The organism is Brevibacterium pigmentatum (assembly GCF_011617465.1).
Lineage (GTDB): Bacteria > Actinomycetota > Actinomycetes > Actinomycetales > Brevibacteriaceae > Brevibacterium > Brevibacterium pigmentatum.
Map to the genome: position 1 here is coordinate 1,383,181 of NZ_CP050153.1, position 25,853 is coordinate 1,409,033.

Annotated in this window: 20 protein-coding genes; 13 read left to right on the plus strand and 7 right to left on the minus strand. The window is 65.5% G+C overall.

Translation table 11 applies throughout. From position 1 onward, the window contains the following. The first annotated feature begins 140 nt into the window (after window positions 1–140). From GUY30_RS06200 to GUY30_RS06210, 3 genes are all read left to right on the plus strand, one after another. Entirely contained in the window at window positions 141–1,625 is a 1,485-nt protein-coding gene (locus tag GUY30_RS06200) for an MFS transporter (protein WP_167195084.1), read from the plus strand. A 289-nt stretch (window positions 1,626–1,914) separates the two neighbouring features. Next, a complete protein-coding gene (locus GUY30_RS06205) occupies window positions 1,915–3,432 on the plus strand; it encodes an NCS1 family nucleobase:cation symporter-1 (protein WP_167195087.1) in 1,518 nt (505 codons plus the stop codon). Window positions 3,433–3,445: 13 nt separating this feature from the next. Beyond that, window positions 3,446–4,252 carry an aspartate/glutamate racemase family protein gene (locus GUY30_RS06210; protein ID WP_167195090.1) on the plus strand — a complete coding sequence of 269 codons (807 nt, stop codon included), beginning with the start codon at window positions 3,446–3,448 and terminating at the stop codon, window positions 4,250–4,252. Here the strand turns inward: GUY30_RS06210 and GUY30_RS06215 are convergent. Further along, window positions 4,162–4,917: a GntR family transcriptional regulator gene (locus GUY30_RS06215; protein ID WP_167195093.1), complete on the minus strand. Its 756-nt coding sequence runs from the start codon at window positions 4,915–4,917 to the stop codon at window positions 4,162–4,164. The two genes, GUY30_RS06210 and GUY30_RS06215, sit on opposite strands and share 91 nt — an antisense overlap. 13 nt (window positions 4,918–4,930) lie before the next feature. Next, window positions 4,931–6,604, minus strand: a complete 1,674-nt coding sequence (locus tag GUY30_RS06220) for a DUF885 domain-containing protein (protein WP_167195097.1) — start codon at window positions 6,602–6,604, stop codon at window positions 4,931–4,933. A 118-nt stretch (window positions 6,605–6,722) separates the two neighbouring features. Here GUY30_RS06220 and GUY30_RS06225 point away from each other — a divergent pair, with 118 nt between their 5' ends. The 3 genes from GUY30_RS06225 to GUY30_RS06235 all read left to right on the plus strand — a co-directional run bounded on the left by GUY30_RS06225 (window position 6,723) and on the right by GUY30_RS06235 (window position 9,594). Beyond that, window positions 6,723–7,919 (plus strand): MFS transporter, encoded by a 1,197-nt coding sequence (locus tag GUY30_RS06225; protein WP_101555156.1) that lies wholly within the window; start codon window positions 6,723–6,725, stop codon window positions 7,917–7,919. Window positions 7,920–8,040: 121 nt separating this feature from the next. Continuing rightward, window positions 8,041–8,838, plus strand: a complete 798-nt coding sequence (locus GUY30_RS06230; RefSeq protein ID WP_167195100.1) for a carbon-nitrogen hydrolase family protein — start codon at window positions 8,041–8,043, stop codon at window positions 8,836–8,838. 60 nt (window positions 8,839–8,898) lie between these two features. Then, on the plus strand, window positions 8,899–9,594 hold the full coding sequence (locus GUY30_RS06235) for a TetR/AcrR family transcriptional regulator (protein WP_167195103.1): 696 nt from the start codon (window positions 8,899–8,901) through the stop codon (window positions 9,592–9,594). An 8-nt stretch (window positions 9,595–9,602) separates the two neighbouring features. On the opposite strand, the gene GUY30_RS06240 is transcribed toward GUY30_RS06235, so the two are convergent. Continuing rightward, window positions 9,603–9,977, minus strand: coding sequence for a hypothetical protein (locus tag GUY30_RS06240; RefSeq protein ID WP_228281753.1), 375 nt, complete (start codon window positions 9,975–9,977; stop codon window positions 9,603–9,605). Next, window positions 9,974–11,554 (minus strand): acyl-CoA carboxylase subunit beta, encoded by a 1,581-nt coding sequence (locus tag GUY30_RS06245; RefSeq protein WP_167195106.1) that lies wholly within the window; start codon window positions 11,552–11,554, stop codon window positions 9,974–9,976. Before GUY30_RS06245 ends, GUY30_RS06240 begins: the two co-directional genes overlap by 4 nt. A gap of 67 nt (window positions 11,555–11,621) precedes the next feature. Here GUY30_RS06245 and GUY30_RS06250 point away from each other — a divergent pair, with 67 nt between their 5' ends. Then, complete coding sequence (locus tag GUY30_RS06250; protein ID WP_167195109.1) at window positions 11,622–12,494, plus strand: biotin--[acetyl-CoA-carboxylase] ligase; 873 nt, start codon at window positions 11,622–11,624, stop codon at window positions 12,492–12,494. Then, window positions 12,494–14,071 carry an adenylate/guanylate cyclase domain-containing protein gene (locus GUY30_RS06255; RefSeq protein ID WP_167195112.1) on the plus strand — a complete coding sequence of 526 codons (1,578 nt, stop codon included), beginning with the start codon at window positions 12,494–12,496 and terminating at the stop codon, window positions 14,069–14,071. Before GUY30_RS06250 ends, GUY30_RS06255 begins: the two co-directional genes overlap by 1 nt. 157 nt (window positions 14,072–14,228) lie before the next feature. Here the strand turns inward: GUY30_RS06255 and GUY30_RS06260 are convergent, their stop codons facing one another. The 3 genes from GUY30_RS06260 to GUY30_RS06270 all read right to left on the minus strand — a co-directional run bounded on the left by GUY30_RS06260 (window position 14,229) and on the right by GUY30_RS06270 (window position 20,643). Then, complete coding sequence (locus GUY30_RS06260) at window positions 14,229–16,991, minus strand: DNA gyrase/topoisomerase IV subunit A (RefSeq protein WP_167195115.1); 2,763 nt, start codon at window positions 16,989–16,991, stop codon at window positions 14,229–14,231. 147 nt (window positions 16,992–17,138) lie between these two features. Next, the gene (locus GUY30_RS06265; protein WP_167195118.1) at window positions 17,139–17,693 is read right to left on the minus strand and encodes a TetR/AcrR family transcriptional regulator; all 555 of its coding nucleotides are present in this window, start codon (window positions 17,691–17,693) and stop codon (window positions 17,139–17,141) included. A 277-nt stretch (window positions 17,694–17,970) separates the two neighbouring features. Continuing rightward, window positions 17,971–20,643, minus strand: a complete 2,673-nt coding sequence (locus tag GUY30_RS06270) for a bifunctional acetate--CoA ligase family protein/GNAT family N-acetyltransferase (RefSeq protein ID WP_167195121.1) — start codon at window positions 20,641–20,643, stop codon at window positions 17,971–17,973. A gap of 80 nt (window positions 20,644–20,723) precedes the next feature. Between GUY30_RS06270 and GUY30_RS06275 the strand changes: the two genes are divergently transcribed. From GUY30_RS06275 to GUY30_RS06295, 5 genes are all read left to right on the plus strand, one after another. Next, window positions 20,724–21,311 (plus strand): DUF5998 family protein, encoded by a 588-nt coding sequence (locus tag GUY30_RS06275; RefSeq protein ID WP_167195124.1) that lies wholly within the window; start codon window positions 20,724–20,726, stop codon window positions 21,309–21,311. Window positions 21,312–21,391: 80 nt separating this feature from the next. Continuing rightward, window positions 21,392–22,501: an alkaline phosphatase family protein gene (locus GUY30_RS06280; protein ID WP_228281754.1), complete on the plus strand. Its 1,110-nt coding sequence runs from the start codon at window positions 21,392–21,394 to the stop codon at window positions 22,499–22,501. Between the two features lie 14 nt (window positions 22,502–22,515). Next, window positions 22,516–23,718 (plus strand): 5-(carboxyamino)imidazole ribonucleotide synthase, encoded by a 1,203-nt coding sequence (locus GUY30_RS06285; RefSeq protein ID WP_208091494.1) that lies wholly within the window; start codon window positions 22,516–22,518, stop codon window positions 23,716–23,718. 84 nt (window positions 23,719–23,802) lie between these two features. After that, a complete protein-coding gene (gene purE / locus GUY30_RS06290; protein WP_167195133.1) occupies window positions 23,803–24,330 on the plus strand; it encodes a 5-(carboxyamino)imidazole ribonucleotide mutase in 528 nt (175 codons plus the stop codon). A 38-nt stretch (window positions 24,331–24,368) separates the two neighbouring features. Next, a complete protein-coding gene (locus GUY30_RS06295; protein ID WP_167200751.1) occupies window positions 24,369–25,517 on the plus strand; it encodes an acyl-CoA dehydrogenase family protein in 1,149 nt (382 codons plus the stop codon). The last annotated feature ends 336 nt before the right edge of the window (window positions 25,518–25,853 follow it).

Genomic DNA, 25,853 nt, shown 5'->3' on the forward strand with positions numbered 1-25,853 from the left:
GGGACTTAGGCGTCCGGGAACGGTCGTGGACCATCGAGGTCTGCGGCCGTTCGTCGACCCGGTGGCACGGCACTCAGTCGGTGACGAAGTATGACAATGGACGTCGGAGATCAGCTGCGGGAGTCGGATACTTGTCGACTGTGACTTCGACAGATCCCGCCGCGAACGCGGCACAGACACCATCCTCCCGGAACGGGCAGGCGGCGACGCAGGCTCCGCACATCGTCTCCTCGGCGTCCGATATCCACTCGATCCTCGCTGAATTCGGGTCCCAGGGGACGAAGACGACGGCAGTGATCATCCTCGCCCTCGGCGGGATCTTCATGGACGCCTACGACTTCTCGTCCCTGGCCTTCGGCATCACCGCCATCCAGGAGCAGTTCGGCCTGAACGGCTTCATGACCGGACTCGTCAACGCCTCGATCATGGTCGGAGCCGTCATCGGCGCACTCTTCGGCGGCTACCTCGTCGATCGGTTCGGGCGCTACCGGCTCTTCATGGCCGATATGGTCTTCTTCGTCGTCGCCGCAATCGGCTGCGCCGTGGCACCGAACGAGTGGGTCCTCATCGCCTTCCGCTTCGTCATGGGAATCGGTGTCGGGCTGGACCTGCCGGTGGCGATGGCGTTCCTCGCCGAATTCTCGAAGCTCAAAGGCAAGGGAAACCGTTCGCAGCGAGTCAACGCCTGGTCACCGGCCTGGTACTTCGCCACTGGTATGGGCTACGTCATCGTGCTCATCATCTTCATCACCCTGCCCTACGAGCAGCATGCGATCCTGTGGCGCATCGTCGTCGGCTTCGGTGCTGTGCCGGCCCTCATCGTCCTCCTCGTCCGCCGCCGGTACCTTGCCGAATCGCCAGAATGGCTGGCCAATCAGGGCGATCTGCGCGGCGCCGTCGAGGTGATGCGCAGCCACCACAACCTCAATGTCGAACTCGCCCCCGCCGAGGAGCGAGAAACCCCGAATGTCTCCGCCGCACCGGCCAAGGGCGGACGATGGGCCGGCTTCGCCGAACTCTTCTCCCCGCGATACCGGGTGCGCACGATCGTCGCCCTCTGCGTCTCCGTGTTCTCGACCTTCGGATACAACGCCGTCGCCTACGGCACTCCGCTCATCATCACCACGCTCTTCCACCAGACGCCGCTGATCACGATCATCGCCTCACTGGTGATCAACCTGGGCTTCGGAACGATCGGCGGACTGCTGGGCATGAGCATCGTCAATCGCCTCGGCACCCGGAAGATCACCCTGTTCGGATTCGTGATCCAGGCCGCGGCGCTGGGCACGTTGGCCTTCGTGGGCATCCCGAACGGAGCCCTCGTCCTCGTCGCCGTGGCCATGCTCGCAGCCTTCGTCTTCGCCCAGGCCGGGGGACCGGGCGCGAACCTCATGAACTATGCGACCCTGTCCTATCCGACTCGGCTGCGCGGAATCGGCATCGGCTTCAACCAATCCGTCCTGCGCGCCTTCTCGATCGTCTCGCTCATCATGTTCCCGATACTCGCGGCCTCTCTCGGCACGGGAGTGTTCTGGATCGTCGCCTGCGCACCGCTGGCCGGTGCGATCGCCGTCGGCATCGTGGCATGGGACCCGACCGCCAAGGACGTCGAACACGAAGACTGAGGGTGGAGACGGCACCTCATGTGACCAGCTGAGACGGGCGGCAGGAGCTGAATGGTATTCCATTTTCGGAGATGCCGCGTCAAGCGTGTTGCGTCTGACTCGACATCGCGCTCAACTCCAGCGAAGTGGCGTGTATCGGCGGGCGGTAGCCAAATCAGTCCTTTCCGCTCATTGCGGGGATCATGTGGGCTGGGTTACTCTGAACCGGTCAGATTATCGGTGCCGCAGTGCTGTGTTTACTTTTTTGGTATCCCAGTTCGGCTGTGACCGGATCCAAGGAGTGGACTGCATGAGGAAGACCGAATCCGCGGAGGCCCCTGTGCCCAGGCGACTGGGGCCCAGCCCCGAACAGCTGGCGGCGCATCGCATCAGTCCGCGCTTCTACAATGCGGACCTCGCCCCGGCCCGCAAGGAGGGGCGCAGCTGGACGGCCTACAGCGTCTTCACCCTGTGGGCCAACGACGTGCACTCCCTGGGCAACTACGGGTTCGCGCTCGGACTCTTCGCCCTCGGCCTCGGTGCCTGGCAGATCCTCGTAGCCCTCCTCGTCGGTGCCGCTCTGCTGTTCTTCCTGCTCACCCTCTCCGGCCTCATGGGGTATAAGACCGGTGTGCCCTATCCGGTGATGAGCCGGATCTCCTTCGGCATCCACGGGGCTCAGCTGGCCGCCTCGGTGAGGGGAATCGTCGCCATCGCCTGGTTCGGCATCCAGACCTACCTGGCCTCGAGCGTCCTCAACGTCATGCTGCTGACGATGTTCCCCGGACTCCAGTCGTGGGCCGATGCGGAGTTCCTCGGACTCTCCGGACTCGGCTGGTTCTCCTTCTCTCTGCTGTGGGTCATCCAAGTGATCATCGTCAGCTACGGGATGGAGATGATCCGTCGCTACGAAGCCATCGCCGGACCGATCATCCTCGTGACGTTCCTCGCCCTGGCCGTCTGGATGCTCATCCGCGTCGACTTCTCCATCGCCTGGTCGACCGACGACGCGCTCAGCGGTTGGGAGATGTGGAGGCATATCTTCGGCGGCGGCGCGCTGTGGGTGTCCATCTACGGCACCTTCGTTCTCAACTTCTCCGACTTCACGCGGGCCGCGAAGAAGCGGGGGTCGATCGTCGTCGGCAACTTCTGGGGCATCCCGGTCAATATGCTCGTCTTCGGACTCGTCGTCATCTCGCTGGCCGGCGCGCAGTACAAGATCGACGGCACCGTCATCACCTCACCGGCCGATATCGTCCAATCCATCGGCAGCCCGATCCTGCTCGTGCTGGCCTCCCTGTCGTTGCTCCTGCTCACCGTCGCGGTTAACCTCATGGCGAACTTCGTCGCCCCGACCTATGCGCTGACGAACCTGTTCCCGCGCCACCTGAACTTCCGCAGCGCCGCCATCATTTCCGCCGTCATCGGCTTCGTCATCCTGCCGTGGAACCTGTACGACTCACCGGTGGTCATCGTCTACTTCCTCGGCGGACTCGGCGCCCTGCTCGGACCCCTCTTCGGCGTGATCATGGTCGATTACTGGGTGGTGCGCAGAACGAAGGTCAATGTGCCCCAGCTCTACACCGAGGCCGGAGACGGCGAATACTTCTACCACCGCGGCGTCAACTGGCGAGCCATCGGAGCCTTCATCCCCGCCTCGGCGATCTCACTGGTCTTCGCACTCGTACCCGCGTTCTCCGGCATCTCCGAGTTCTCCTGGTTCTCCGGGGCCGCGATCGCCGCGCTCATCTACTTCGTCATCGCCCGCCGCGACTTCACCTTCCGTGAGGTCGACGGTGAGGAGATCGCCGTCCCGACCCATCACTGATCGGAGCCGAATCGTGAGAATCCTCGTCGTCAACGTCAATACGACCGAGTCCATGACCGAGGGCATCGCCCGCGTGGCACGGCAGGCCGCCTCGGCGGGAACCGAGATCATCGGTCTGACCCCCGAATTCGGAGCCGAATCCTGCGAAGGCAACGTCGAAAGCCATCTCGCGGCGCTCGGCGTCATGGACGCCGTCCTGAAATATCCCGGCGAATTCGACGCCGTGATCCAGGCCGGGTACGGAGAGCACGGCCGCGAGGGCCTGCAGGAGCTGTTGGATGTGCCCGTCGTCGACATCACCGAGGCGGGGGCGGCCCTGGCGATGTTCCTCGGCCGCCGCTATTCCGTCGTCACCTCGCTCGACCGGACCCTTCCGCTCATCGAGGATCGACTGCTGCTGGCCGGTCTCGACTCCCACTGCGTGTCCGTGCGGGCTTCGGGAATGGCCGTGCTCGAGCTCGAAGAGAATCCGCAGGCTGCGATCGAGGCGATCACCGATCAGGCCGCCGAGGCGGTCGACCGTGACCGTGCCGAGGTCATCGTGCTCGGCTGCGGTGGGATGGCCGAGCTCGGGGCGACGATCACGGAGCGCTGTTCCGTTCCCGTCGTCGACGGGGTGGCGGCCGCCGTGCGTTTGGCCGAATCCCTCGTCGGATTGGGGCTGAGCACGTCGAAGGTGCGCACCTATGCGCCTGCCCGTGAGAAGAAGCTCAGCGGCTGGCCGCTCGGTCAGTCGACGTCGGCCGGATCCGCTGCGGCAGGCTCTGCATCCTCTGCGGCCGGGACCGCGACGGACTCGGCCGCAGCAGGTTCGGCCTGAGCTTCCTCGGGGCCGGCTTCGGCCAAACGCTTCGAATGCTTGTCGTGCTGCTCCTGGCTCGTCCCCAGGTGGCGGCCGGCCAGTGACCCGGCCAGCGCCTGATCCCGGCGGGCGATGGCGTCGAAGAGTTCGGCATGCTCGGTGGCGACGACGGCAAGGTCATCATGTTGGCTCAGCTGCCACCGCATCCGTGAATCCAGCAGGGCGCCGATCTCACCGAGGAGCTCATTGCCCGAGAGCTCGATGACGATGGCATGGAATTCCGCGGCACAGCGATGGGCGCCGGCGACATCTCCCGCCTCGGCGAGTTCCCGTCCCTTGAGCATCGTGGCCTCCAACCGGGCCAGTCCTTCCCGGGTATGGCGCTGAGCGGCGAGTTCGAAGGAGAGGACGTCGAAGACCGTGCGCACCTCGTTGAGGTCGGCGATATCGCTGGGGGAGAACTCCCTGACCGTCGACCAGGTATTGGGCCGGTTCGTCACCAGACCTTCCGACGCCAGCTTCTTCAGCGCCTCGCGGATGGGCACCCTCGAGACTCCGAGCTCGGTGGCGAGGTTGCGTTCGACGAGCCGCGAACCCGGTCGCCGGTGGCCTTCGATGATCTCATTGCGCAGCGCCTCGGTGACCCGCATGGTCTCCGACTGGGGGCTCTCAGCTGACTTCATCCGGTCTCTCACCTCACCGTGAGCGCTTCATTGCGCGGCCCAGGGTATCGAGCCCGACCGAGCCGAGACCCAGCGCCCGAGTGTGGAAGTCCTTGAGGTCGAAATCGGCTCCTGCCGCGGCCTTCGCCTCGTCGCGGTACTGCTCCCACAGCCGCTGACCGATCTTGTAGCTCGGTGCCTGTCCGGGCCAGCCGAGGTAGCGGTCGAGCTCGAAAGCCAGGAACGACCGGTCCATGGCCACATTGTCGGTGAGGAACTGCCAGGCCTTCTCCCGGTTCCAGGTCCCTCCGCCGAGGCTCGTCGGAGCCTCGAGGCCCAGGTGGAAGCCGATGTCGAGGACGACGCGGGCGGCCCGCAGCCGCTGCGAATCGAGCATGCCCAGATAGTCGCCGGGGTCGTCGAGGAATCCGAGGTCGGCCATGAGCTTCTCCGCGTACAGCGCCCATCCCTCACCGTGCCCGGACACCCAGCACATGAGGCGGCGCCAGCGGTTGAGGGTCTCGGAGACATGGGTGGCCTGACCGATCTGCAGATGGTGGCCGGGGACTCCCTCGTGGTAGACGGTGGTCTTCTCCTGCCAGGTGGCGAAGTCCGTGACGTCTTCGGGCACCGACCACCACATGCGGCCGGGGCGGGAGAAGTCATCGGTCGGGCCCGTGTAGTAGATGCCGCCGGTGGCAGACGGCGCGATCATGCACTCGATCGTGCGCACGGGCTCGGGAATATCGAAATGGGTCTTGCCGAGTTCGCGGATCGCCTCATCGGCGACTCCCTGCATCCAGGTCCGCAGTGCCTCGGTGCCGTGGAGGGTCCGCTGCGGGTCGTTGTTCAGGGCGACCATGACCTCGAACAGGTCGGCACCGGGCATGATCTTCGCTGCCACTTCGCGCTGTTCGGCATCGATGCGTTCGAGTTCCTCGAGCCCCCAGGCATAGGTTTCGTCGAAGTCCACCTCGGCGCCGAGGAAGTCGCGGGAATACAGTGCATAGGCTTCGCGACCGCAGGCTTCGTCGTCTCCGGCGGAGGGAAGGAGCTGCTCGCCGAGGAAATCGGCCAGGTCCGCGGCGGCCCCACGAGCCGCCTCGGCGTGGGTGTCGAGGTCCGATTGCAGGGCGTCGGGAACATCGGCGCGGGCGACGAGACGATCGAAACTGCTGCCGGGTTCGGCCAGGGCGCGAGCCTGTTCGATGACCTTTTCGATCTGGATGCGGGCGGCGACGCGACCGTTGTCGCGCGCCATCGCCAGGGATTCCTGGTAGCCGGCCAGCGAGCCGGGCACAGCGGCCAGAGTGGTCGAGATCGTCTCCCAATCGGCCGTGGTCTCCGTGGGCATGAGGTCGAAGGAGTCACGGACCTGCTGCAGCGGGGATTCGATGACATTGAGGCTGGCGTGCTTGATCCCGGCGGCGAAATAGTCCCGATCGACGCCGAGACGATCACGCATCGCGTCGATGGTCACGAGGTCGACATCGTCGAGGTCGGAGCCGGCCTCAACCTCATCGAGGCGGGCCAGGGTCCGGACGGTGACCTCGTTGACCGCGGAGAGCCCGGCCGGAGAGAAGTCGTCGAAGCCCTGCGCACCGTCGAGTCCGAGGTAGAGGGCGAGCGAGGGGGAAAGGGCGAGCATGTCATCGACGTAGTCTTCGGCGACCGCATCGACGGCGGAGGGGGTTCTCTTCTCAGTCATGATAACCACCCTATCGCGAGCTGAGTCACATTCGCGGTGGACCGGACCGCGCAATCGCGGGGAACCCGCTAATGTGTCACTGTTCCCCGCCGACAGCAGAAAGAGAGACCGAATTCCCGTGGCACGAGCGAAGCTGTGGACGAAGGACTTCATCGTCGGAATCGGGCTCAACCTGACGATGTCGATGGTCTTCTACCTGCTCATGACATCGATGGCCGGGTACGCGGTGGCACGGTTCTCCGCCGGTGAGGCCGCTGCCGGCTTCGCCTCCTCATCGTTCGTCGTCGGTGCCGTGATCGCTCGCGTGCTGACGGGCAAGTACCTCGACTTCATCGGTCGCCGCAAGCTGCTCATCATCACCATGGCGGTCTCCGTGCTCGCCTCACTGGCCTATATCTTCGCCGGCGACCTCACTCTGCTGCTGACGCTGCGCATCGTCCACGGAATCGCCTTCGGTGCCGGGAACACGGCGATCATGACGGCGATCCAGAGCATCATCCCCGCCTCTCGCCGAGGCGAGGGCACCGGATACTTCGGCACGGCGACGACCCTGTCGACGGCGCTCGGACCGTACCTGGGGGTCATCCTGCCCCGTGAGTTCGACTTCGTCATGCTCTTCGTCGCCTCGGCGTTCATGTCCGTCCTCGCCCTCATCTGCTGTCTCCTCATTCGGCTTCCGGTGCAGGAGATCAGCGACTACCAGCGGCGGACGAAATGGCATCTCAAGCTCGGCACCCTCGTCGACCGGGACGGACTGCGGATCGGCTCGGTCATGCTTCTGGCGGGCACCGCCTACGCCGCGGCGCTGGTGTTCCTCGCCGGATATGCGGCCGAACACGGCGTCGCCTCGGCCGCGTCCCTGTTCTTCGTGGCCTTCGCCGTGGCGTCGCTGTTCGCCCGCCTGTTCGTCGGCCGGCTGCAGGACACGCTCGGTGACAATGCGGTGATCTTCCCCGTCTTCATCGCCGATATCGCCGGCAACGTCCTGCTGGCGCTGTGGCCGACGATGACGGGCATCGTCCTAGCCGGAGTGCTCATCGGTCTCGGCTTCGGCTCCCTGATGCCATGCATGCAGGCCATCACCGTCAAATCCGTGCCGATGAACCGCGTCCCCGTCGCCACCGCGTCGTTCTTCCTGCTCCTCGACGCGGGGTCCGGCATCGGCCCCGTCGTCCTCGGCTTCCTCTACCCGTTCACCGGTGGAAACGGCATGTTCCTGGTCTGCGCCGGACTCGTCGTGGTCGCCATCGGCGTGTACGTGTGGGTGCACGGACGTCGCCGAGGCGGTCGCCCCGGCCGCGAATACCTCACCTGACACCCCTTATTGCTACCTGACGGCGGCTCAGCAACCTCGCGCCAGGTTGCTGAGCCGCCGTCAGGTAGTAACGGGGAGGGGTGGTCGCGATAGCCTTGAGGGAAACGACGGGAGGATGGGAATGAAGTTCGCGCTCGCTCAGATCAACACCACCACCGAGGTGGCCGACAACCTCGAGAAGGTCCGCACCTACACCCGCGAAGCGGCCGCGGCAGGCGCCCGGTTCGTCGTCTTCCCCGAAGCCACGATGTCGGCGTTCGGATCCGGACTGCGCTCGATCGCCGAGGAGCACGCAGAGTCGTGGCGGAGAGGCTTAAGTGAGCTGGCCGTCGAAACCGGAATCACCGTCGTCGTCGGCGAATTCGCGACCACTGAGGACAAGGTCATCAACCTGCTCGCCGTCTATTCTCCTTCCGGGGACCGCAGCGACTACGCGAAGATCCACCTCTACGATGCCTTCGGATTCAAAGAGTCAGACACCGTCGAAGCGGGGGAGGAACCGGTGCTCTTCACCGTCGACGGCGAGGACATCGGCCTGGCCCTGTGCTACGACATCCGGTTCCCGAAGCTCTTCGCCGAACTCAGCCGCCGGGGTGCACGACTGACCGTCGTGGCGGCCTCGTGGGGTGCGGGACCGCGCAAGGCCGAACAGTGGGAGATCCTGGCCCGCGCCCGGGCGCTGGACTCGAACATGTTCATCGCCGCGCTCGGCCAAGCCGACCCCGAGGTGACCGGGGTTCCCGTCCCGAAGAAGGGACCGACCGGGGTCGGCCACAGCCTGGTCTCCGACCCGCTCGGCAAGGTGCTGAACTCACTCGACGGTGCCGAACGCCTCGAGATCGTCGAGGTCGACCTCGGTGCAGCCGACACCGCGGCGGAGACGGTTCCGGTGCTCACGAACGCCAAACTCGGGTACTGACCTCGGTTCGGGTCTGCCGCCCATTTCCGGTAAAAATACACTGACTGCAATACTGTTCCCATGAGTTCTGGTTCAGAGGTCCAAGCGTCACCGCCGGTCGAGGGTCTGCGTGAGCGCAAGAAGCGCGAGCGCGGGCAGGCCCTGCGACGTGCCGCCATCGACCTCGCACTGGAGAAGGGCTACGCCAACGTCACCGTCGAAGACATCTGTGAGCGCTGCGGAGTCTCCCGGAGGACGTTCTTCAACTACTACTCATCGAAGGAAGAGGCGCTGCTCGGGCGCGTGGACACCGTCTTCGACGAAGAGGACCAACCGGCTATCGAGGAATTCGAAGCCGGAGGACCCCATGGGCGCCTCGTCTCCGACCTCAAGCATCTGCTCGCATTCATCGTCGATACACGGATGAAGAAGCTCGACGATATGCACCAGTACCACCTCATGCTCAAACAGGATCCGTCGCTGATTCCGCTGCAGATGGCGCGAATGGGCAACAGCGAACGGCTCTTCCGGCAGATCATCCAACGACGGCTCGACGGGGCCGTCTTGCCGCCGGTGGATGTCATGGGGACTCATTCCGGTGACAATCCCGACGATGACATCGTCGTCTCTCCGCGCGCCGAGGCTGTCGCCGCCTTGTCGATGATGGTGCTCAAGACGACGTTCACCCGGATGCGGAGCGTCGACGGCGATCCGGGACCCGTGGTCGACACGCTGTTCGACGAACTGCGCGCACTCTTCCGCGAAGAGACCGACTAGAACTCAGGTCACCGACCCAGGTGCTGGTCCCAGGTCTGGGGGAGGCGCTTGCGCACGTTGCGACGCGGAGCCCGGAAGCCGGCCCGATCGCCCTTGCGGGTTTCGGACTCGGCCTCCGCGCTGGCCTGCTGGGCTGCGTAGGCGATCGCTACCTGACGGATCGCCACCACCGCGGCCACAGCGGCGGCACTGGCCATCTCGTCACTGATCGGTTCGCCGTCGTCGGCGTGCACCTGTGACCGCCCCTCCACCGAGGGCACCCGCAGCGCCTCGTCCGAGGTCGGGGCTACCTCGGTGGCGGTACCCTCACCGGGGACGGTCACCCCGGCATCGACTTCGCCGGGCAGGTTCGCCTCGGCGTCGGTCTGCAGATCATCGCTCATAGGGGGATGTTACCGTGCTTGCGCGCGGGAGCGTCGACGTGCTTGTTCTTCAGCGCACGCAGGGAACGCACGATTCGGCTGCGGGTCTCGCTCGGCTTGATGACGGCGTCGATGTAGCCTTCCTCGGCGGCCAGATACGGGTTGAGCAGCGCATCCTCGTAGTCCTGGACGAGTTCGGCACGTGCCGCCTCGACATCCTCACCGGCCTCCTCGACGGCCTTGAGCGTGCGACGGTAGACGATGTTCGCCGCGCCCTGGGCGCCCATGACCGCGATCTGCGCGCTCGGCCACGCGAGGTTGATATCGGCACCGAGCTGCTTCGAACCCATCACGCAGTACGCGCCGCCGTAGGCCTTGCGGGTGATGAGGGTGACGAGTGGAACGGTGGCCTCGCCGTAGGCGTAGATGAGCTTGGCGCCGCGGCGGATGATGCCGCCGTACTCCTGATCGGTGCCCGGCAGGAACCCGGGTACATCGACGAAGGTGAGGATCGGCAGGTTGAAGGCATCACAGAGGCGCACGAAGCGCGCGGCCTTCTCCGAGGCATCGATGTCGAGCGTGCCCGCCAGCTGCATGGGCTGGTTGGCGATGACGCCGACGCTGACGCCTTCGACGCGGCCGAAGCCGGTGACGACGTTCGGAGCGAAGAGCTCCGAGACCTGCAGGAATTCACCATCGTCGAGGATCGTGGTGACGACATCGAGGATGTCGTAGGGCTGCGACGGCGAATCCGGCATGAGCGTATCGAGCGCCTCATCCTCGGGAGTCACCGACAGATCGGACTCGAACTCGTCGGCATCGGCCGGGTCAAGGTTGTTCTGCGGCAGGAAGGAGAGCAGATCGCGCACATAGTTGAGCGCATCGTCCTCATCGGAGGCCAGGTAATGGGCGTTTCCGGACACGGTGTTGTTCGTCCGTCCGCCGCCGAGCTCCTCATGACCGACCGATTCGCCGGTGACGGTCTTGATGACGTCGGGACCGGTGATGTACATGTGGCTGATCTGATCGACCATGATCGTGACGTCGGTCAGCGCGGGGGAGTACACGGCGCCGCCGGCCGAGGGGCCCATGATCAGTGAGATCTGCGGAATCACGCCGGACGAGGCGACGTTGAGGCGGAAGATCTCGGCAAAGAGCGCAATCGATCCCACGCCCTCCTGGATCCGGGCACCGCCGGAGTCGTTGATGCCGATGATCGGGCAGCCGAGCTTGAGCGCGAGGTTCTGCACCTTGACGATCTTGCGTCCGTTCGCCTCGGCCAGGGAACCGCCGAGAACCGTGAAGTCGTGGGCGAAGACGGCAACTGTCTTGCCTTCGATCGTGCCCAGGCCGCAGACGACTCCGTCACCGTCGGGGCGGTTGTCCTGCATCCCGAACTGGTGGTTGTGGTGGCGGGCGAACTCGTCGATCTCCTGGAAGGAGTCAGTGTCGAGGAGAGCATCGATGCGTTCACGGGCGGTCTGCTTGCCGCGCTTGTGCTGGTTGTCCACCGAGCGCTGATTGCCCGTGTGGGCTGCTTCTCGGCGCTGGGTGAAAGCGTCGATGCGCTCGGCTGTGGTCCGTGGAGTATCCGTCATGCCTCCACAATAACGATGACGTGAGACTTCGTTGTGCACTCTCACCAAAAGAATCTAGAGTGGACTGGTGAACAGCCAACACAATTCTCTGCTCGTCGACGTCGACTCAGTGCGCCGCACTGCTGCGGACCGTGGTCTGACGCTCCCGCCGCTGATCTGGGACGATAGCTGCACCTCGACGAATGACGAACTCGCGCAGTTGGTCCGGGAAGGCGCTGAGGCCGATTCGTCCGTCGCCGAATTCACCATCCGCGGCACAGACTTTCAGAACGCCGGGCACGGTCGCCTCGGCCGGACCTGGACGGTGCCCGCCCGCCGGTCGCTGACCTGGTCGATTCTGCTCACACCCCCGGCCGGATTCTCGCAGTGGGGATGGATCCCGCTCATCGCCGGTGAGGCCGTGCACTCAGCCGTCACCGAGGCGGGGGTGCCCGCCGCGATCAAATGGCCCAACGATGTGCTCACCGCAGACGGAAAGAAGCTGTGCGGAATCCTCGCGCGCGTCGAACCCTTGGCCGGCGGCCCGCAGATCGTGTTGGGGATGGGGCTGAACACCCGGTTGAAGACCGCGGACCTGCCGCGCGAGGACGCGAGCTCGCTGGCGATCGAAACCGGTGTCGACGGTTCAGAAATTGATCATGAAGCGTTGCTAGTCTCAATTCTCGGCACATTGATCCCCTGCTACAGAGAGCTGGTCGACTATGGAGACGAGGATTTCCGCGCCAGCCGCACAGCGCGGAGAGTGCGTGATCATATGGTGACGCTCGGATCGAAGGTCCGGGTGGAGAAGCCCGACGGCTCCGACATCATCGGCATCGCCACGGGTCTGGACTCCGGAGCCGACCTCATCATCGACGATCATGTGTCCTTGAGCGCCGGAGACGTCCACCACCTGCGTCCCGCCGTCTCCCCGACCGCGTCGGAGAGGGGCGATCGCTGATGGCTGTTTCGGATTTCACTGCCGGATTCGACATCGTCGATCCGGAACGGCTGGGCTCGCCCGAGGTCGGATTCCAGGCCGATTCAGAGAATCAGCCCGATTCCGATGCTTCGACGAATCCGACCCCGCAGGACGACGGGGAGACCCCGTCAGTCGCCGAGGCGGACGACCGTTCCGCAGATGCCGTCACCGACGAGAACGCCGAGTCGAGTGCGGACGATCTGTTCGACGAGGCCGACGACGAACCCGTCGGCGGTCTGACGGGATCCGCTCCGCAGGCAGGAGAGGTCGGCGCAGACCTCGCCGACGAGGTGACGGCCGATCCGGGCACGGCTTCCGCTGACGCCGATTCTGCCGAAGCAGGACCGGGCGCCGATTCTGCCGATGCGGAACCGGGCGTCGACGTCGATGAGGACTTCTTCAGCGGACTGCGTGAGGATCCGCGCACCACGGCGCTGCCGATCATCGACGAAGACGACCTCGATGAGGATGCTCCCGACTTCGACAACACGATCTATGAGACCCGCACCGCCGCCCAGCGACTCGAAGAGATCCTGCTCGACGGCAAACGCGTCCTCGACCGCCGAGAGGCGGCGAAACTCGGCGGAATCTCCACGGTCTCGGCGCGGAAGATGTGGCGGGCACTCGGCATGTCCCAGGCGAAGCCGGAGGACAAGGCCTATACCGTCAGCGACGCACATGCCCTGCGGATCTGGGCCAAACCCGTCGCGGACGGACTCATCGACCAGACCACCGCACTGTCCCTGGCCCGGGCGATCGGCCAGACGACGGACCGCCTCGTCGTCTGGCAGATGGAGACCCTCGTCGAGTTCCTCACCGAGGAGAAGGGACTGACCGACCCGGAAGCACGCCGGGATGCCCTGGCCGTCGTCGAAGAGATGATCGACCCGCTGCAGAAGATGCTCACCTACTCCTGGCGACGCAACCTCGCCGACGTCATGGGCCGCCTCAACGTCAACGTCTCCGACGGTCTGGCCATAGACAACCGGCAGGGCTGGTACGACTCGTCGATGCCGTTGGCCCGTGCCGTCGGATTCATCGACCTCGTCTCCTTCACCCGTCTGTCGCAGAAGATGGAGCCCAGACAGCTGGCGGACATGGTCCAGGAATTCCAGGGCATGGCCTACAACATCGTCGCCACCGGCGGCGGACGGGTCATCAAAACCGTCGGCGACGAAGTGTTCTTCGCCGCCTCGACCCCATTGGCCGGCGCCGAGATCGCCATGACGCTGATGGAACGCGTCACCGCTGCCGATGACCTGCCCCAGGCACGCGTCGGCTTCGTCTGGGGCAGGGTGCTCTCCCGCCTCGGCGACATCTTCGGCTCCAGCGTCAACCTCGCCGCACGCCTGACGGCCGTGGCCGATCCCGGAACGATCTTCACCGACGAGGAGACCGCACGAGTGCTCTCGGCCTCGGACGACTACGTCTTCGAACCCCGCGATTCGATTTCGCTCCATGGCCTCGGAGAGACCGCCATCGGTGAGATGAAGCGCGGCACCGCGGCTCAGATGCGCCTCGACCTCGACGACGAACCCGAGAACTCGGATCAGTGACCGACCACATCGACAACTGACAGCACGGCAGACCGCCAATTGAGCCCAGCACCGAGGTGCTGGGCTCAAGTGTTGGAACGGCCGGCTGGCCGGGCAGTTCGGCGGAGTCCGCGCATCGACCGAACCCTGCCGAGCCATCGTCCGAACCGGGCCGAGCTCAGAACAGCGCGGAGTCGTCGTCTCCGTCGTCGTCATCGTCGTGGGAGACGATCACCGCGCCTTCGGTGTCGAACTTCGACCGCGCGATCTCATCCTTTGCCTCATCGAGGTCGAGATCGAGCTCGTCGAAACTCGTCGCCAGGCCCTGCTGACCCTTCGCTGCCTTGCCTGCCGATCGCTTCGTCCCGGACTTCGCCGTCTTCGCGCCGGTGCCGGTCGTGGAATCCGCGGTCGCCTCGGCGTCGGCAGAGGCATCGGCCGAGCCATCGTCGGCTGCCGGGGAATGGTCGGCGGATTCGGCGCCGCCGAGGCGGGGGAGGGTTCCGATGACATCGATCTTCGATTCCAGCGGCGATCCCGTCCCATCGCGACGGGACAGTTCGGCCGGAAGTGTGCGTGCACCACCGGCGGTGGCGGCTGCCTGCGGAGAGTCGCCGACCCAGGCCAGCGACAGCTCGGTCTCGCCCTTGAGGAACTTATGGGCACGCACCCCCGAGGTGGCTCGTCCCTTGGTCGGGAACTCGGAGAATTCGCTGACCTTGATCGACGACGACGGGGCACCGTAGAAGTTCTCACCGCTGGCGATCGTCACGACCGCGAAGCTGCCGAGCTCGGCATCCGCGGCACCGTCTTCGTCGGTCTTCGCCGCTTTAGGCGTCATTCCGAAGAAGATCACCTTCGCTTCGGCGGCGACCTTGATGCCGGCCACACCGGAGGCGTTCCAGCCCTGCGCGCGCAGACCGGAAGCGTCGAAGGCGAGCAGCTGGGCATTCGAGGTCACGAACACGGAGAGGGAATCGTCGATGTCCTCGGGCTGAGCGACTCCGACGACGGAGTCCTTGCCCTTGAGGGTGATGGCCTCCCATTCGTTCTTATTCGGCCGTCCGGCAACCGACACCCTCTTGACGACGCCTTCGGCGGTGCCGAGGACGAATTCGCGGTCGAGGTCGACCAGTCCGATGATCTTCTCGTTCTTCTCCAGGGCCGCGTATTCGGCGATCTTCACACCGCCGGCGACATTGGGGCGCGCTGCGGCCGGCGGCAGGGCCGGCAGATCGACGACATCAACCATGTGCAGTCGACCGGTGGTGGTGATGGCACCGACCTTGCCCTGAGTGGTGGTGACGATCTCCGAGACCAGCGCATCATGGCTGGAGCGTCGACCCTCGCGTGCCAGCGGAGCGGCGTCCGAGGTGCGCGCGATGCGTCCCGACGTCGACAGCAGCACCCGGCAGGGGGAGTCGGCGATCTTGAGATTCGCCGGAGCCTTCTTGCCCTTGGCCGACAGTTCCTTCATCGACCCTTCGATGAGGACGGTGCGCCGTGGCGAGCCGATGATCTCGGCCGTGGCCTCGAGTTCGGAGGCGACGAGCTCCCGCAGCTTCGCCTCATCGGCCAGCAGCGATTCGAGGTAGTCGATCTTCTTCCTCAGCTCGTCCCGTTCGGCCTCGAGCTCGAGGCGGGAGAACTTCGTGAGCCGACGCAGCTGCAGATCGAGGATGTAGGTCGCCTGCAGCTCGGAGAGCTCGAAGACGTCCATGAGGCGAGTGCGCGCCGTGGCCGCATCATCCGAGGAGCGGATGAGCTGGATGACCTCATCGATGTCGAGGATCGCAATGAGCAGACCTTCGACGAGGTGGAGCCGGTCCTTGGCCTTGCGCAGCTGGAAGACCGTGCGCCGGCGCACCACGTCGATGCGGTGGGAGAGATAGACCATGAGCAGCTCGCGCAGCCCCAGCGTCCGCGGCTGTCCCTCGACGAGGCAGACATTGTTGATGGAAAACGATTCCTCGAGCGGTGTCTGGCGGTAGAGCTCGGCCAGCACCGCCTCGGGGTTGAAGCCGTTCTTGACGCCGATGACCAGGCGCATGCCGTTCTTGCGATCCGAATAGTCATCGATCGAGGCGATTCCGGACAGCTTCTTCGCACCGACCGCGTCCTTGACCTTGGACACGACCTTCTCCGGTCCCACGAGGTAGGGCAGTTCGGTGACGACGATTCCCTTGCGGCGTGCACTGATGTTCTCGATGGACACGGTGGCGCGGGTGCGGAACGTGCCGCGACCGGTCTCGTAGGCCTCTCGCGCTCCGTCGAGACCGATGATCCGCCCGCCGGTGGGCAGGTCCGGTCCCGGGATGAAGCGCATGAGCTCCGAGAGCCCGGCTTCCGGATTGCGGATGAGGTGAGCACAGGCGGCGATGACTTCGCCGGGATTGTGCGGGGCCATGTTCGTGGCCATGCCCACAGCGATGCCCGAGGCGCCGTTGATGAGCAGATTCGGGAAGGCGCTGGGCAGGACCTCGGGCTGGGTGAGCGTGTTGTCGTAGTTCGGCACGAAGTCGACGACGTCTTCGTCGAGGCCCGCGATCATCTGCATCGACGCGGTCGTCAGCCGCGCCTCGGTGTAGCGAGGGGCAGCGGGACCGTCGTCGAGGGAGCCGAAGTTGCCGTGGCCGTCGACCAGGGGCACACGCATGATGAAGCCCTGGCTGAGGCGAACGAGGGCATCGTAGATCGCGGTATCGCCGTGAGGGTGGAGCTTGCCCATGACATCGCCGACGATGCGCGAGGACTTCACATGACCGCGCTCGGGCCGCAGGCCCATGTCACCCATCTGGTAGACGATGCGACGCTGGACGGGTTTGAGGCCGTCCCTGGCATCAGGCAGGGCGCGGGAGTGGATGACCGAGACCGCATATTCGAGGAACGAACTCTCCATCTCTGAGGAGACGTCGACTTCGATGACTCTGCCTTCGGGCATGGAACTCCTTTGACGCACGAACTGTTCGAATCGAACACCCGCCCGTGCTGAGGCCTGACCTCAGCGGGGGAGGGCACCCGTCGATTCTAGCGTTCGATTTGCGCTCTCCGGCTCAATCGGCCGTTCCCGGAGGGTCCGTGTCGGAGTTCAGGCGCTTTCGCGGCCGCCGCGCAGCCACTGGAAGAACTCCTTCATGTAGGCCTCGACATGTGAGCGATCGGCCGTGCCGGCGACGAGTTCGCTGACCATCATGCCCGCGACCGAGCTGTTGACCCGCTCCGCGTACTCGGCGTCGATGCCGGCGAAGCGCATAATGAATTCCCTGATCGCACGGAGGTTCTTCTCCTTGGCGATCACTGCCTCGGGCGGCAGCGCCGGATCCAGGCTGAGCATCATCATCGTGTAGAACCGATTGCGATCCGTGGTCAGCCAGTTCATGCAGAAGTCGATGGCGACCTCGATCGCGTCCGCTCCCGGAGCGCGCATCAGCTCCGGCAGACGCTCAAGCTGCTGGGAGTTGAGTTCTCCGATGCGCTCCATGATTCCGGTGATCAGGGCATCGCGGGTGCGGTAGACATTCGAAGTCGACCCCACCGGCAGTTCGGCCAGTGCATCGACTGCCCGATGGGTGAGCCCGCGGACTCCTTGTTCGGCGACTACGGCGATCGCGGAGTCGGTGACGACGTCTCTGCGCGAAATCATGACTGTGAGGCCTCGCTCTCATGGGACACCCGCTGACCGCGAATGCCTGGGACGGTGGATGACCAGTGACTGGTCACAGACAATGGCCGCCGGAGCGGCCACTCATTAAAACACGAATTCATAACATTTCGTGGTGAACGGATACAGACACTACCCGTCAAGTCTGCGAATTGGTATAGGACTCGCCAATACAGCGCTCTGACGGCGAAATTCGAAGACAGCCTGAGGCGGGTGTGGATTCTCTTTTCAGCTGGGAGCGTCTCTGCCCCGACCCGGCTCAACTCAGCAGGCGACGGGTGCCGTCGATCCGAGTCGGGTCGGGCAGGAGGTCGACGTGAGCGCTGAGCACATGCGACTCGGTTTCCGTGGCGACCATCGGGTGGATGACCAGTTCGAGGATCTGCGGGTGGTTCTCCACCAGCACCGCGAGCCTCTCCAGCGCATTGCGCAGCGGTTCGATGTTCATCGGCGGCAGACCGCGATAGCCGAACAGACGCGGGGAGGCCTTGATCGACCGGATCATGTCGCCGGCTTCCTTGTCGGTGATCGGGGCTACCCGATGAGCGACATCGCCGAGCAGCTCAGTGGTGTCTCCCGCCAAGGAGAACGCCAGCAGCGGGCCGAGCAGCGGGTCCTCTCCGGCGCGGAGGACGCAGGGGACGCCGTGTGGGGCCATGGCCTGGACGTCGACGAGCGGCTCCTCCTCACCGGCCAGCTGTCGGATGGTCTCCTGGATCGCGGTGAAGTCCTCGGCCAGCTCCTCGGGAGTGTCGATATTCAGTCGCACACCGCCGAGCTCCATCCGATGCCGCAGCACCTTCGTCACGGCCTTGAGGGCGACGGGATAGCCGATCTTCTCCGCCGCGGCGAGTCCTTCGTCCACCGAGGAGGCCGCGATATAGGGCAGCACTTCGATTCCGTAGGCGCTGAGCAGATCCCGGACGTCGTTGCGTTCGAGCCGGACGGGCGTGCCCGGCTGCGCTCCTTCGAGTGCTGCGTCGATGATCGTCCGCACCAACTTGTCGTCGATATCATCGAGTTCGGTGTAGCGGCCGTGATCGGCTGCCCTCCACCGGGCATAGTCCGTGGCCCGAGCCAGAGCCCAGACGGCGTCTTCGGGGCCGATGTAGCTGGGAACGGTGCGGGAGACCCGGTTGCCGTCCTCATCGGTGAGGAACGTGGTCAGCTCGTCTTGGACACCGTGGATGCCGAGGAAGCAGGCGACCGTGGCCTTGCCGGAGCGTGCCGCGGATTCGGACAGCAGTCCGGCGATCTCGGTCTCCTCCGCACCGGTCGACGGAGTGAAGGTGACGATGACCGAATCGACGTCGTCGCGGGCATACATCGCATCGAGTTCGGTCCGGAAGGTCTCCGCATCAACTTCCGGGTGCAGGGACACGGGCTCGGTGTCGACGCGCAGCCCCTCGGAACGGGCGCGCTGCATGATCAGGGTGCTCATCGCCGCGGAGTTGCCGATGACCCCGACGCGTCTGCCGGCCGGCAGCTTCTGAGTCGAGAACACCTGGGCGAGGTCGAAGAGCTGGTGGATCGTATCGGCGCGGATCACTCCCGCCTGCTCGAGCACCTGGTCGAGGGTGTTCGGCGCCAGGGACGAGGTGCGCACGATATGCCCGGGCGGCAGCTCCCGCCCAGTGAGATCGGACTTGATGACCACGACGGGTTTGACGCGGGAGACGCGACGGGCGATGCGCGAGAACTTGCGCGGGTTGCCGATGGATTCGAGGTAGAGGCCGACGGTCTGCGTGGCCGGATCCTCCTCCCAGTACTGAAGGAGGTCGTTGCCTGAGAGGTCGGCGCGGTTGCCTGCGGAGACGAACGTGGAGATGCCCAGTCCGCGATTCTTCGCTGCCGCGAGCAGGGCAGTGCCGAGCGCTCCGGACTGACTGAAGAGCCCGAGGGTGCCCGAGGCGGGGAGGAACGGGGCGAGGGAGGCGTTGAGCGAGATATCGGCGGCCTCATTGACCAGTCCGAAGGAGTTCGGTCCGACCACGCGCATGCCGTAGGCGCGGGAGGTCGCGACCATCCGGCGCTGGAGTTCGGCGCCTTCGGGCCCGGTCTCGGCGAATCCGGAGGAGATGACGAGCACGGCCTTGACCCCGTGCACGGCGCAGTCCTTGACCACCTCGGTGACGGATTCGGCCGGAACGGCGATGACCGCGAGGTCGGCCTTGCCCGGCAGGTCGTCGAGACTCGGATACGCCTGGACTCCGGCGATCTGATCGGCTTCGGGGTGGACGACCCAGAGGTCGCCGGCGAACTTCGCGGCCGTGATGTTGCGGATGAGCAGATGGCCGGTGGAGTTGCGTTTGCGGCTGGCGCCGATCACCGCCACCGAGGTGGGGTGGAGGACCGTGCGCACGCTCAGGGCCTCGGCCCTGTGCTCCCGGGAGGCCTGCACTTCGATCGACCGTGCCGTGGGATCGATGTCGAACTTCACGGCCACGACTCCATCGTCGAACCCGCGGGAGACCTCGTAGCCGGCAGCTTGGAAGACCTGCAGCATCGACCGGTTCTGGGGCAGCACCTCGGCGGTGAAGCGCTGGATTCCCGACTCGCGCGCGGCCGCGGCCAAGTGTTCCAGCAGGATCGAACCGACCCCACGGCCCTGGTGGGCGTCGGCGATGTTGAAGGCGACCTCGGCCTCGGTGTCGCTGATCCGATCGAAGCGGCCGACCCCGATGATGTCATCGCCGATGAGCATGATCAGCGCCACCCGGTCGCGGTGGTCGACGTTGACGAAGCGATCGAGGTCGCGCTGGGGGAGCCGGGGCAGCGGAGCGAAGAAGCGCAGATAGACCGATTCCGGTGACTGGGCCTCGTGCATGCGGGCCAGGGCCGCGGAATCGTCAGGGGTGATCGGACGCAGATGGGCGGTGCCGCCGTCGCGGAGGACGACATCGGCTTCCCACCCGGCAGGATAGTTTTCCATGGTCCCAGCATATGCGCCGGGCGTTCGGTTATGGCCGACCTCGCTGGGACAAGTCAGAGGAGTGGGGCACAATGGTGGGCATGGCATTACCCGAGGTTCTCGTTCACGATCTGCAGTCGGCCGGCTACTATCCCCAGCTCACTCAGGGCATACTCGCCGACTCGCTCTACGACGAACCGGTCCTGGCTCACTTCGTCCACATCGACACCCATGTCGACATCGAATCCATCCACCGGCACGTCACCGCCTTCGTCCTCACCGAGACCCGGCTGCTGCTGGCCCACGTCGATGACGATCCGAATGCGGAGCCCGGTTCCAAACCCCGTGCGGTCACGAGCAGCGAGGACATCGAACTCGATCGTCTGGGCACCGTGATGGTCGGTCGCACCTTCGCCGATCCGGCCGCCTACAAGCCCGGAGACAAGCCCGTCGAAGTTTCGCTGACCATGTCGTGGGGTGCGTCGAAGCGCATCGAGGCCTTCCCCGAGACCTGCGGAGACCCCAACTGCATGGGCGATCACGGCTACGGCGGATCGATCTTCGCCGAGGATGTCATGCTCCGGGTCTCGGCCGAAGCCGAGGGGCAGGCCGCCGTCGACCGCATGGCCGACTTCGCCGGGAAGCTGCGTGCCGCGGTCTTCCATGCCCGACTGCGGTCGCGCCGCTGATGGGCGAGGATTCGACGCGGCTCGGACAGGCGTCCCCTTCCGGCAGTGAGCCTTTGGGGCCTCCGGACTATGCGGGCCCCATGCTCTCCGACGTCGTTCCCGCTGCGGCGCTGAGCCTCGGTGCGGCCGACGCGCTCGACGCGCCGATGTCCGATCGCGCTCGAGCGCTCGGACTCGACAGGGAATCCCGGGCGACGATCGTCGTGCTCATCGACGGTCTCGGAGAGCAGCAGCTGCGCCGCTACAGCGGATACACCCCTTTCTTCCGGTCACAGGCCGGAACCCGCCGGACGCTGTCCGCCGGGTTCCCGTCGACGACGGCGAACTCTCTGTCGTCTCTGGCTACTGGCCGCCTTCCCGGTGCACATGGAGTGGTCGGCTACCGCGTCCTGGACCCGGAGAAGGATGCCGTGTTCAACCAGCTGACGTGGAACCTCGACGTCGACCCCGTCGCCTGGGTCCCCGATGCGACGCTCTTCGAACGCCTCACGGATGCCGGGATCGATGTGGTCAGCCTCGGCGAGAAGAAGTTCGCCGGACGCGGCCTCAACCGGGCTTCGCTGCGCGGCGGCAGATTCCGGGATTCGAAGACACTTGAGGAACGCTGCGCCCAAGCCCTGGCCGAGGCGAAGGCTCCCGGTCGTCGCCTCGTCTATCTCTACTGGGGCAACCTCGACAAGACCGGACATGTGCACGGTGCGGACTCCGCGGCCTGGACCGAGGAGCTCGAACGCGTCGATCTCGCCTTGTCCCGGCTCGCCTCCGACCTGCCGCACGACGCGACGATGCTCGTCACCGCCGACCACGGAATGGTCGACGTCGACCACGAACGACGTTTCGATCTCGCGGAGCTCCCCGAGCTCAAGGCCGGTCTGCGCCACGTCGGCGGAGAGCCGCGCGCACTGCATCTCTACGCCGCTGACGGCGCCGAGGCGGATGTGCTCTCGGCATGGCAGGAGACGCTCGGCGACCGCGGGCTCATCCTGCCGAAATCCGAGGCGATCGCCCGCGGCTATTTCGGCCCCGTCGCCCCGCACGTCTATCCGCGGATCGGGGATTTCCTCGTCATCTGCACCGATGGCTTCGCCGTGGTCGATTCGGATGTGGAATCCGCCTCGGCGTTGGCGCTCATCGGCCACCACGGTTCCACCACGGAGCAGGAACTGCAGATCCCGCTCCTTCTCGTCTGACTGCCCGCGTTAGGATGGCACACGTGACTTTTCCTCGAATCGGTGTCATTGGCGGCGGTCAACTGGCACGCATGATGGCCCCCGCCGCAGAAGCCCTCGGCGTCCGCTTCTCCGTTCTCGCGGAGACCGCTGACGCCCCCGCCACACAGGTCATCAATGAGGTGACGGTCGGCGACTATACGGACTATCCGACGCTGAAGGCCTTCGCCGAGACCGTCGACGTCATCACCTTCGACCACGAACACGTCCCGCCGGAGCATCTGCAGGCCCTCGTTGAAGCCGGACACGCTGTGCGCCCCGGCCCTGACGCCCTCATCTTCGCCCAGGACAAGATCCGGATGCGTGCGCGGATGGACGAACTCGGTCTGCCCAACCCCGCGTGGGCCGAGATCACCTCGGCCGCCGATGTCGAGGCCTTCGCCGCTCGCGTCGGTTACCCCTTCATCCTCAAGACTCCTCGCGGAGGCTACGACGGCAAGGGCGTGCGCGTCATCGACAGCCTCGATCAAGCCGTCGAGTGGCTGGACGAGGTGCCCCAGCTGCTTGCCGAGGAGAAGGTCGACTTCACTCGGGAACTCGCCGTCATGGTCGGACGCTCCCCGATGGGGCAGACCGCGGTGTGGCCGGTCGTCGAGACCTGGCAGCAGAACGGCGTGTGCAAGGAGGCGATCGCCCCGGCCCCCGACCTGTCGGTCGAGAAGGCGCGGGCCATCACCGAGGCGATCCTCACGGTCGCCGGCACCCTCGAGGTCACCGGCGTGATGGCGATGGAGATGTTCGAGACTCCCGAGGGCTTCCTCATCAACGAATTCGCGATGCGCCCGCACAATACGGGGCACTGGACGCAGGACGGAGCGGTGACGAGCCAGTTCGAACAGCACCTCCGCGCGGTCCTCGACCTGCCCCTCGGCAGCCCCGCGGCCCGCGAGGACGTGTCCGTGATGGTGAACATCCTCGGCGCCGATCATGACGACCTCTATCAGCCGTACCTGCACGTCATGGCTCACGACCCGGCAGTGAAGGTCCACCTCTACGGCAAGGGCGTGCGTCCGGGCCGGAAGGTCGGACACGTCAATGCCTATGGCGAGGACCGGCAGCTCGTGCTCGCCCGTGCGCGGCATGCCGCGGACTTCATCGCCGGCGTCGATGTCGATCCGCATCCCCAGATGCCCACTCCCGAGGACCTCCGGGCCGAGGGCGAGCCCGGCACACGCTGAGACCTTCGGCCCGCCGTGCACTGTCACCGCCCGCAACTCGTCCGAATCGGCGGGACCGAACCGCCTGCAACGAAGGAAGCACAGATGACCACAGCGAATGAAGGCTCCACTCCGACGGCGGCTCCGGTCGGCATCGTCATGGGCTCGGACTCGGACTGGCCGACGATGAAGGCCGCGGCCGAAGCTCTCGACGAGCTCGGCATCGAATCGAGCGCCGAGGTGGTCTCCGCCCACCGCATGCCCGAGGACATGATCGACTGGGCGAAGTCCGCGGCCGATCGCGGAGTCCGCGTCATCATCGCCGGAGCCGGGGGAGCGGCCCACCTGCCCGGAATGATCGCCTCGATGACCTCTCTTCCGGTCATCGGCGTCCCCGTGCCGCTGAAGTACCTCGACGGAATGGACTCGCTGCTGTCCATTGTGCAGATGCCCGGCGGAGTTCCCGTGGCCACCGTCTCGATCGGCGGCGCCAAGAACGCGGGCCTGTTGGCGGCACGCATCCTCGGGGCCGGTCAGGGGGCCGAAGCCGAGGCTCTGCGGTCCCGTCTCGACGACTATCGGGGGCAGCTGCGGCAGGTCGCTCTCGACAAAGGACGGGCACTGCAGGAATAATAGCTCTTGCTGAACGTTTGATAAGTCTTAGGAGAATGATGTTCGACCTCTACCAGCCCAGCGAAGAGCACGAAGAGATCCGCGCAGCGGTTCGCAACGTCGTCGAGAAGAAGATCGCGCCGTTCGCCGCCGAGGTCGACGCGGACTCCCGGTACCCGCAGGAAGCGCATGACGCCCTCGTCGAGACGGACTTCTTCGCCGCGCACATCCCCGAAGAGTACGGGGGCATGGGCGCCGATGCGCTGGCTGTGGCGATCATCATCGAAGAGGTCGCACGCGGCTGCGCCTCGTCGTCGCTCATTCCGGCCGTGAACAAGCTCGGCAGCATGCCGGTCCAGCTCGGGGGCAGCGAAGAGATCAAGAAGAAGTACTTCCCGTCCGTGGCCGCCGGTGAAGCGGGATTCTCCTACGGCCTGTCCGAGCGCGAAGCCGGTTCCGACACCGCATCGATGAAGACCCGTGCCGAACGCGACGGCGACGACTGGATCCTCAACGGAGTCAAGACCTGGATCACCAACGCCGGAGAGTCCGAGTACTACACGGTGATGGCCGTGACCGACCCCGACGGAGCACGCGGCCGCAACATCTCCGCCTTCGTCGTCGAGAAGTCCGACGAGGGCTTCACCTTCGGTGAGAAGGAGCGCAAGCTCGGTATCAAGGGCTCGCCCACCCGAGAGCTCCTCTTCGACAACGTCCGCCTGCCCGGCGACCGCATCGTCGGCGAGCCCGGGGAGGGTCTGAAGATCGCCCTGCGCACCCTCGACCACACCCGAGTCACGATCGCCGCGCAGGCCGTCGGTATCGCTCAGGGCGCGCTCGACTACGCCCTGGCCTACGTCAAGGATCGTCAGCAGTTCGGAAAGTCGATCGCCGATAACCAGGCGATCCAGTTCATGCTCGCCGATATGGGCATGAAGCTCGAGGCCGCACGTCAGCTCACCTACACCGCCGCCGCCAAGAGCGAGCGCGGCGACGATGACCTCACCTACTTCGGTGCCGCCGCGAAGGCCTTCGCCTCCGACGCCGCGATGGAGATCACCACGGACGCCGTGCAGCTGCTCGGCGGAGCCGGCTACGTCGTCGACCACCCGGTCGAGCGGATGATGCGCGATGCGAAGATCACGCAGATCTACGAAGGCACCAACCAGATCCAGCGCATGGTGATGGGACGCAAGCTCATCGCCTGAGTCGGGTTCGAAGCCTGTGCCCAGGGCCGCGCACGGCGTCGGCCGGAGGTGCATCGCACCGGGCTGTGTCGAACGGGTGCTGCGGATTCCCCGGAAGGGAGTCCGCAGCACCCGTTCTTCGGTCTGTGAACAATCGCACACGCGACGAATGCGACATGCGCGGCGCGGATGTGCCGGAATCGACGGTTCTCACGCGACACAATAGGTGAACACAGTGGACTCTGAAGTGCCTTTGGCACAGTAGTCTGCTGTGGGCACCCGAAGGGCGAAGCGACCTGTGCGTGGCCACCCGCGGATGTCGACGTCGGAATCAGTCCGTGAGCAGAGCCCGAAGCG